Source organism: Mesorhizobium sp. Arg314, assembly GCF_053714275.1.
Map to the genome: position 1 here is coordinate 1 of NZ_JBSKBP010000094.1, position 8,405 is coordinate 8,405.

Sequence of the window (8,405 nt, forward strand, 5' to 3'; positions counted from 1 at the left end):
CGGTTCGGGGAGAGGGATGGAGAAACTTGTCTCCGAAAGGGGAAGTAGCGCTTCATCTCTACTCCACCATTTGCACGGCAAAGCGCACGTCGGCACGACGTATAAGCGCGCCCTCCCTCGAAAAAATCTCGGGATGGACCAGCCCGTCCCGGACTGTCTCCACAGCCCTGCAGCCTTCCGGCAGACGCTCCCGTATCATTGCGGCATCAACAATCGAAGGAGACAGCCATGCGCAAACCACGCGACTACGACACGGAACTGGAAGCGCTGGAAGACAAAGCCAAGAGACTAAAAATCCGGAAGGTGCAGCAGCTTGGCGAACTGGTGATCGCCACTGGCGCCGATCAACTCAGCACCGACGAACTGGCCGGCGCCTTGGTCGCAATCGCTGAAACGAAAGACACCGCAAAGCGTGAGGTATGGGCCAAGCGTGGGGTGACGTTTTTCGAAAACAGGTCTCGGCGAACTGCTCCGGCGTCTGCAAGCAACCCGCGTAGCGCTCCAGCGCAGCAAGGCAGCCCACAATCGCCGGCAGGCGGCATGGGCTCGCAATGACATGCGCGCCTGGCAGATCGAGCGCCGCAAGCGTACCCGACATTTAATCGAACTCGGTGGTCTCGTGTTGAAGGCAGGCATCGTCGAACTGACCAACGACGATCGCGCCATTATCTATGGAGCGATGCTTTGGGTCGCCGCGAAGCTGCAGAGCCATGAAGGCGAGCATGCACGAGACCTTTGGGATGCGAAGGGGAAGCTGGCGTTCGCTGCGGAAAGGCATGAAAATCAAAATAACCAGAGAACATAGCTGTGGTAGGCGAGGGCAACGCGAAACCGTCCACTCGTCACACTCGATGTCCGTTTATGACGTTGCGCTAATATGCTGAACAACCGGTAACGCGTGGTTACATTCTGCACCCGACATATTGAGCGCGATTTTGCTCTTGCTCGGCGCACTCTCAAGCCGGCTCGAGATCCGCAAGCTCATCCGCGGCTTCATGGACACCTTGAGCGACCGCGCGCTCGAGCCAGATGCGAGCCGCAGCTGGGTCCCGCTCGCAGGCGATGCCTTTGGAGAGATAGCGGCCCAGCATGAGTTGCGCATGCCCATGACCTCGCTCCGCGGCGGCCACGAACCATTTGTGCGCCGCCTTGTGATCGAAAGACAAGCCTTCCCCGGTTTCGTATAGCGCAGCTATCGCGAACATTGCGCCGACGTGACCTGCGGCGGCGGCCTGTTTGAAAAGGTGTGCAGCGGCCCGCGAAGACCGTTCTCCCCCGCGCCCGTTGAGCAGCATTTCGGCCAGAGCCGCCTGCGCGTCGGCCATACCGGCGTCCGCCGCTCGCTTGAGCCACAAGCGGGCTTGCGCAAGGTCGCTGGCTACGCCACGCCCGTCTTGAAGCATGCGTGCGTACATGTACTGTGCTTGCGCCACGCCTTCGGCCGCGCGTCTCATCCAATGCGCTGCCCGCTCCTGGTCCTTGCCAACCCCCACCCCCTCCGCATAACAGAGGCCGAGATTGAAGGCCGATATCAAGTCACCCGACAGGGCAGTGGCCTCGAACCATCCCGCGACATCAACACTGTCGTCAGGTCCGACCGCACCTTCAAGAACGAGGTTCGCGAGGTCGACTTGCGATTCCCGGTGGCCCCCTTTTGCGGCGGCGCGCAGCCATCGCTTTCCCTCCTCGGCGTCTTGAGCCACTCCATTTCCCGAGAGATAAAGCGAGCCCAAGGCACGCGCGGCCGCTTGATGCCCTGCCTCCGCGGCCAGCCGATACCACGTAGCGGCCTCCGCGTAGTCGGGCTCGCGGCCCTTCACATACCGTTCGCCGAGGCGATAGGCGGCGTCGAGGTTTCCGGCCACGGCGGCACGACGCATCCATGCCTCGCCAACCACCGGATCGTGACCTGCCAGGCTGCCCTCCGTCAGCGCCAACCCCAGCCTGAACTGAGCTGACGCGAGGCCTTTCTCTGCGGCAAGCTGGTAGAGTTGCGCTGCGGCCTGAAGATCGACCGGCACTCCCACTCCATGCTCAGTAAGGGCCGCCAGAAGATAGATTGCTGTCGGCAAACCCGCGTCCGCCGCGCGTCGGACCTCGGCGGCGATCCTTTCCCTATCCTCGGGCTGCCTGCGCCTTGCGAGCGAGAGGGCAAGACCCAGGCACCCTTCCGGGCAGCCCGCCGCCGCGGATTTTTCGTACCAGCCATGCGCGGCATCGAGGTCGCGCATGGCCTTGGGACCTTTGCTCAGGATGTAGCCGAGAACCGCCTGCCCGGTCGCCGACCCTGCTTCGGCCGCTTTTCCAGCGAAGTGGAGAGCCATCGAAAAATCCGGCGCCTGTGAGGATTCCTTTTCGAACAGCCGGTGCGAACTCTTGCCTTTCGCGTCGTCTTCGCTCGCGGCCAGGCCGGCCACGAAAAGCGCGGCGAGAAGGGCCTGTGCGTCTGCGCTGCCGTGATCAGCGGCCAGTCGCAGCCATCGCGCGCCCTCCGAGCGGCTTGGCGGTACACCGGAACCTTCGAGGTAAGAGCGGGCGACGCGGTATTCGGCCTCGGGAATGCCGGCCCGAGCGGCGATCGCGATAAGGGGAAAGGCCTCCGCGAGCTTTCCACTCTCGGCAAGCCGCACCGCTCTGCGCAGCGCCAGCGCCGGGTGCAACCCGGTGAGCCGATCCAAGATCGCCATCTTAGGGTTCCCGCATCGCTTCCTGACCTATCGGCAGCATCGCACCGAGGATGTATTTGAGCACTGTGCGTCGACCTACCTTTACGTCCGCGGTGACCGGCATGCCGGGGCTTACCGCGAAGCCCGCAGGCACGCCATGCAGGGCGACGTCATCGATGGATATCTGGGTGCGATAGAACAGCTCGGTATCGGCGGGCAGCATGGCCAACGAACTGTTCGGGTCGCGCGCCTGCTCTCTGGCCGAGAAGGAGTCGGGGCTGACCGTGCGAACCGTTCCGTGAGCCAAGCCATATTGCGAATAGGGAAAGGTGTCGAATTTGATGGCCACTGGATCGCCGACGTGGACGAAGCCGCTGCTGCGACCGACAATGTTTGTTTCGATCTCAAGCACCGCGTCGGTCGGGACCAGCGTGATCAGCCGCTCCCCGGACTGCATGACCGAGCCCACGGAAACCTTGGCCACCGACTGAACTGTGGCATCCGCTTCGCTCCTCAGTTCCACCAACTGTTTGCGCAGCTTCGCCTTGTTGAGAAGTTCGCGGGCGTCGGACATGCGCGAATTGGCTTCCGACAGACTTTGCGAGACCTCGGCGCGCCAGCTCTGAATGTAGCCGTCACGCTCGGCCGCGACCGCCGCCTGCTGGCGCTTGGCAGCCTCCGATGTCTGCTCGGCGTTGGTGAGCGCTCGCGACATTTCCGCCGCGTTGTCCTCGGCGAGAAGCGTATTGAGACGGCTTCCAACCTGTCTCGCTTCGAGCTGCTTGCGCATTTGCTCGATCGACCCCGCGACGGCCAACCGCTGCCGGTAGCCATCTGCATCGGACTGGGAGCGTGAGATGACCGACGTGAGCTCGTCACTGTGCCGGTCGAAGCTTTCCAGCTTGGCATCATACACCGCCTTGCGGCGATCGAAGATCGAGGCCTGCAGCGTCCAGCTCGGGTCGAGCCCGTCATAGCTGAAAGGCTTTCCATCGGCCTCCGCCTTCAGGCGCGCCACTTCGGCTTCAAGCGTCGCGACCTGGGTGGCCAATGCCGCGAGATCGGCCGAGGCAAAGGTGGCGTCGAGACGGGCCAGCAACTGACCGGCCTTCACACGCTGTCCTTCGCGCACCTCGATGGAGCGGACGATCGCCGTCTCCAGCGGCTGGACGATGATGTTGGGAGACTGTGAGACCACGAGGCCCCGTGTCGTGACAACCTGATCGACCGGTATCAGTGCCGCCACTGTTATCAACGCGACGACCAGGCTGAAGATGATCCAGACGATGCTTCGCGCCACACGCGGTATGGGCGCATTGGCGACGGCCGTTGATGGCCATTGGAATTCCAAGATGGCAGGCAGCGTCGGATCGCGCGTCTCCGTCTTGCGCCGGCGGACAGGAAGGCTGGAATAGGTGGTGGTGCTCATGGCCAACCGAGCTCAAGTCAGCCGAGGCGGCACTGCCGCCAGACGGCCATGTCGGCCGTCAAGATGCCGGTTCTGCTGGAACCAGAGCTGGCGGTAGACCCCGCACCGTTCCAGCAGGACCGAATGAGGTGCGACGTCGAGGACCCTGCCCTGATCCATGACCAGGATCTGGTCACATTCGGTCAGCGACGCCAGCCGGTGCGAAACAATGATCATCGTGCGACCGCTGGCGATGCGCATGAGATTGGCGCTGACGACAGCTTCGCTCTCGGGGTCGAGCGCGCTGGTCGCCTCGTCAAGTATCAGGACGGTCGGATCGTGGATGAGCGCGCGGGCGATCGCCAGGCGCTGCCTTTGGCCGCCCGATAGGTTGGGCGAACCTTCCTCGATGTAGGTATCGTAGCCGTTTGGCATGCGTTCGATGAACTCGGCGGCGCCGGCAAGGTGTGCCGCGCGCATGGCGTCGGAAAGCGTCAAGCCGGCACGTCCGGCAATAATGTTGTCCCTGATCGAGCCGCGGAAGAGAAAGTTGTCCTGAAGGACAACGCCCAGTCCCTGGCGAAGGTGGCGAAGGTTGATTTCCTTGAGGTCTACTCCATCAAGCTTGAGGAATCCGCTGTAGTCGCGATTGATTCCCTGCAACAGGCGCGCAATCGTTGACTTTCCCGACCCGCTGCGACCGACAATGCCGAACATCGTGCCTGCCGGAATGTCGAAGCTGACCCGGTCGAGCGCCGGCGTCCTGGTGCCGATGTAACTGAAGGTCAGATCGCTGAACTTGATCTCGCCGACGAGTTTTGGCCTCAAGCCCGCGGAAGTGGACGTGCTTTCCAGCGGGCGGTTGAGAACCGACGCGGCCTCGCCGATCGCAGCCCCGACCTCTTCGTAGTCCTCGACCAGCCGAGCCAGGCCGACCAGCGGTTGCGCGACGCGTTGAGCGATCATCATGAAGGCAAAGAGGCTGCCGACCATATAGCCCGATCGGTCGTTCATCGCGAGATAGGCGCCGATCAACATGGTGCCGAGGACCATGACGCGCTCTATCGGCGTCACGAGGGTCTGCGGCCAATTCGCCAGTTGCCCGAAAGAGAGGCGCGCCTTGCCTGCCTCCGCCACCCGCTCGTCCCACAGCGCCTTGCGCTGCGGCTCGAGACCGAGCGCCTTGACGGTCTTGATGCCAACGACGGTTTCGCCTAGCGCGGCCGACTTCCAGGTCTCTGCGTCGACCACCTGCTGGTAGCGTCGACGCAGCGGCGCAAGGAAGGCGAAGATGATCGCCATGATCACGCCCGCGCAGAACAGCACTATCCAGGCAAGCGTGGCGTTTATGTAGAACATCACGGGTATGAGCACGCAGAGCGTGATCAGGTCGAGAAACGTGCTGAGCAGCTTGCCGGTCAGGAATTCGCGTATGCGGTGGACCTGCGCAAGGTGGTACATGATTTCGCCGGCCGGATGGCGCTCGAAATAGTCAAGCGGCAGGCGCAGGAGCCGGCTGAAGACGTGCAAGTTCAGCTTGGTGTCCAGCCGGGCGCCGACAACATTTATGATCAGCCGCCGCGCATGGCCTAGGAGCGTCTCGTAAGCGAAGACAACGGCGATCACGGCAGTCAGCAACACCAGGGTCGAGATGCTGTTGAACTGGAGCACCTTGTTGACCACCGTCATCACGATGAGGGGCGGCAGGATGGTGAGGATGCTGAGCGTGAACGAGGCGATGCCGATATCGCGCAGCGGCCTGCTCTCCAGCCGCACGAGGTCGACCAGCCAGTGAAAGGTGAAGGGCGCATCCGCCGCGATGAAGGATCGTGTCGGACGCAAGAGGACGGCTTCACCCGACCACACCTGCCGCAGCCGAAGCTCGTCGATCGGTACGCCTTCCGCGTCGTCGGGCGCATCGACACTTTTGAGGAAAACGATATTCCGTTCGGCGCTCGCCCCGGTAAGCAGGCCCGCGCCGCCGTCGCTGAACAGCAGAACGACGGGCCCCGTCTGCTCGAAGCGCAAAAGATGCGACCAGCGGATGCGGACAGCACGCGCCCACATGCCACCGTTCTGCGCCCACTGGGAGAGATCTGCGGCGCCCGGAACCGGGCTGGCGCTCGCCGCCCTGAATTCGTTGGGGTCGAGTTCGACACCGTGGTAGCGGGCCACGCGCACCATCGCCTTCAAGCGCGGCGCGAGCCGATCGAACTCGGCGGGCCCGCCAGGACTCCGAGCCGCTTCGCTTTCTGGCCCAATCTTGCCGGGCGCGTCCGCTTCCGTGTCAGCCTTGATCAGGACCGGCTGGCCTTCGGCGTTGATAGGTACACCAACCATCTACCCTACTTCCGTCACGCGGGCGGCGTTGCCGAGACGGGCCGACCCCACCCGCGTTCCCCGGCAGCCTGCACTATACTCCGAGCGGGTTGGCCATGCGAGCCCTCTCGCCAATTGGAGCGATGAACGCGCGGGCCAAGCGTTTGCGCAAAGCCCGCACGACCGCTTCTCAGTCCTGGACCGGTTTGCAACGTGGCACGTCCGGTCACCATTCGCCCTCACTCATGCGGTTTCAAGATATCCTTCAAAGCCTTCTTGAGCGTGTCGTCGATGTTGCCGAAGCCGGCGCCGGTCTTGGTCTTGTCCGAGGCCAGGTCGGTGCTCGCGCCCGACGACTTGTTCTGGTTTTGACCGGATCCCCAGATCGTGCTGAGCACATTCAGGAGGTCGGTCGTCACCGAACCGGTCACCTGGCCGAGAAGTTGGCGGAACGACCCATGGCCGCCGGCGTGACTATCGCCCGAGCCGGAATGCAGGAAGTGCGTCGTATCCTTGAGTCCCAGGGAACTGGTGGTGACCTTCGCCGTCTTTTGGGTCGACGTCGTCGCCAGCGTCGAGGCCGTCACAACATTTGAGTTGTGGTTGCCGCCACCGGGTCCGGTCGGACCGGTTGGGCCAGTGGGACCTGTCGGGCCCCTGTCTCCGGTCGCGCCCTTTGGCCCAGTGTCGCCCTTGGGTCCGGTCGCACCCGTGGCGCCGGTGGCTCCCTTCGGCCCGGTATCGCCCTTAGGCCCAGTCGCACCCGTAGCTCCGGTGGCTCCGGTTGCCCCTGTGGCGCCCGTCGCGCCCGTGGCTCCCTTCGGCCCGGTGTCGCCCTTAGGCCCGGTGTCGCCCTTGGGTCCGGTCGCACCAGTGGCACCGGTGGCACCGGTTGCCCCAGTCGCGCCGGTGGCTCCCTTCGGCCCGGTGTCGCCCTTAGGCCCGGTGTCGCCCTTGGGTCCGGTCGCACCCGTGGCGCCGGTGGCTCCGGTTGCTCCGGTCGCACCCGTGGCTCCCTTCGGCCCGGTGTCGCCCTTAGGCCCAGTGTCGCCCTTGGGTCCGGTCGCACCCGTGGCGCCGGTGGCTCCGGTTGCTCCAGTCGCGCCCGTGGCCCCCTTCGGCCCGGTATCGCCCTTGGGTCCGGTGTCGCCCTTAGGTCCGGTCGCACCAGTGGCACCGGTTGCACCAGTGGCACCAGTTGCACCAGTCGAGCCGGTGGCTCCTGCTGCGCCCGTGGCTCCGGTCGAACCCGTGGCACCCGTACCACCAGTCGCACCGGTGGAGCCGGTAGCACCAGTGGCTCCAGTCGCACCCGTGGCACCCGTATCGCCAATGGCGCCCGTTGCGCCTGTCGCACCAGTTGAGCCAGTGGCACCCGTATCGCCGGTTGCTCCTGTGGCACCGGTTGCTCCGGTGGCTCCGGTTGCACCTGTGGCACCTGTGGCTCCGGTATCGCCAGTCGCGCCGGTGGCGCCGGTTGCTCCAGTGGCACCCGTATCGCCGGTGGCTCCGGTCGCACCTGTGGCACCAGTTGAGCCCGTGGCGCCGGTTGCGCCGGTGGCACCCGTATCGCCGGTCGCACCTGTGGCGCCGGTGGCACCAGTCGCACCCGTGGCACCCGTATCGCCAGTCGCACCCGTGGCACCGGTGGCTCCGGTCGCACCTGTGGCGCCCGTGTCGCCAGTCGCACCTGTGGCGCCAGTGGCACCTGTGGCACCTGCGGCTCCGGTATCACCAGTTGCGCCGGTCGCGCCCGTGGCACCCGTCGAGCCCGTAGCACCCGTGGCGCCCGTATCACCCGTTGCGCCTGTCGCACCAGTTGAGCCCGTGGCACCCGTATCGCCGGTTGCTCCTGTGGCACCGGTGGCACCCGTATCGCCAGTCGCACCCGTGGCGCCGGTGGCTCCGGTATCACCAGTCGCGCCAGTAGCACCTGTAGCGCCGGTATCACCAGTTGCGCCTGTGGCACCCGTATCGCCGGTTGCACCGGTGGCACCCGTGGCTCCAGTTGC

6 protein-coding genes are annotated in these 8,405 nt (G+C 64.7%); 2 read left to right on the top strand and 4 right to left on the bottom strand.

Features of this window, described 5'->3' with window-relative positions; all coding sequences use genetic code 11:
• The first annotated feature begins 228 nt into the window (after positions 1 to 228).
• Entirely contained in the window at positions 229 to 555 is a 327-nt protein-coding gene (locus tag ACWGS9_RS33445) for a conjugal transfer protein TraD (protein WP_454509231.1), read from the top strand.
• Position 556: 1 nt separating this feature from the next.
• A complete protein-coding gene (locus tag ACWGS9_RS33450) occupies positions 557 to 805 on the top strand; it encodes a conjugal transfer protein TraD (RefSeq protein ID WP_454509232.1) in 249 nt (82 codons plus the stop codon).
• Positions 806 to 956: 151 nt separating this feature from the next.
• Here the strand turns inward: ACWGS9_RS33450 and ACWGS9_RS33455 are convergent, their stop codons facing one another.
• The 4 genes from ACWGS9_RS33455 to ACWGS9_RS33470 form a co-directional block, all read right to left on the bottom strand.
• Complete coding sequence (locus ACWGS9_RS33455; RefSeq protein ID WP_454509233.1) at positions 957 to 2,687, bottom strand: tetratricopeptide repeat protein; 1,731 nt, start codon at positions 2,685 to 2,687, stop codon at positions 957 to 959.
• Position 2,688: 1 nt separating this feature from the next.
• Positions 2,689 to 4,095 (bottom strand): HlyD family type I secretion periplasmic adaptor subunit, encoded by a 1,407-nt coding sequence (locus tag ACWGS9_RS33460; RefSeq protein ID WP_454509234.1) that lies wholly within the window; start codon positions 4,093 to 4,095, stop codon positions 2,689 to 2,691.
• A 12-nt stretch (positions 4,096 to 4,107) separates the two neighbouring features.
• Positions 4,108 to 6,414 carry a peptidase domain-containing ABC transporter gene (locus ACWGS9_RS33465; protein ID WP_454509235.1) on the bottom strand — a complete coding sequence of 769 codons (2,307 nt, stop codon included), beginning with the start codon at positions 6,412 to 6,414 and terminating at the stop codon, positions 4,108 to 4,110.
• A gap of 218 nt (positions 6,415 to 6,632) precedes the next feature.
• A partial coding sequence (locus ACWGS9_RS33470; RefSeq protein ID WP_459077405.1) for a collagen-like domain-containing protein occupies positions 6,633 to 8,405 on the bottom strand: 1,773 nt, incomplete at its 5' end.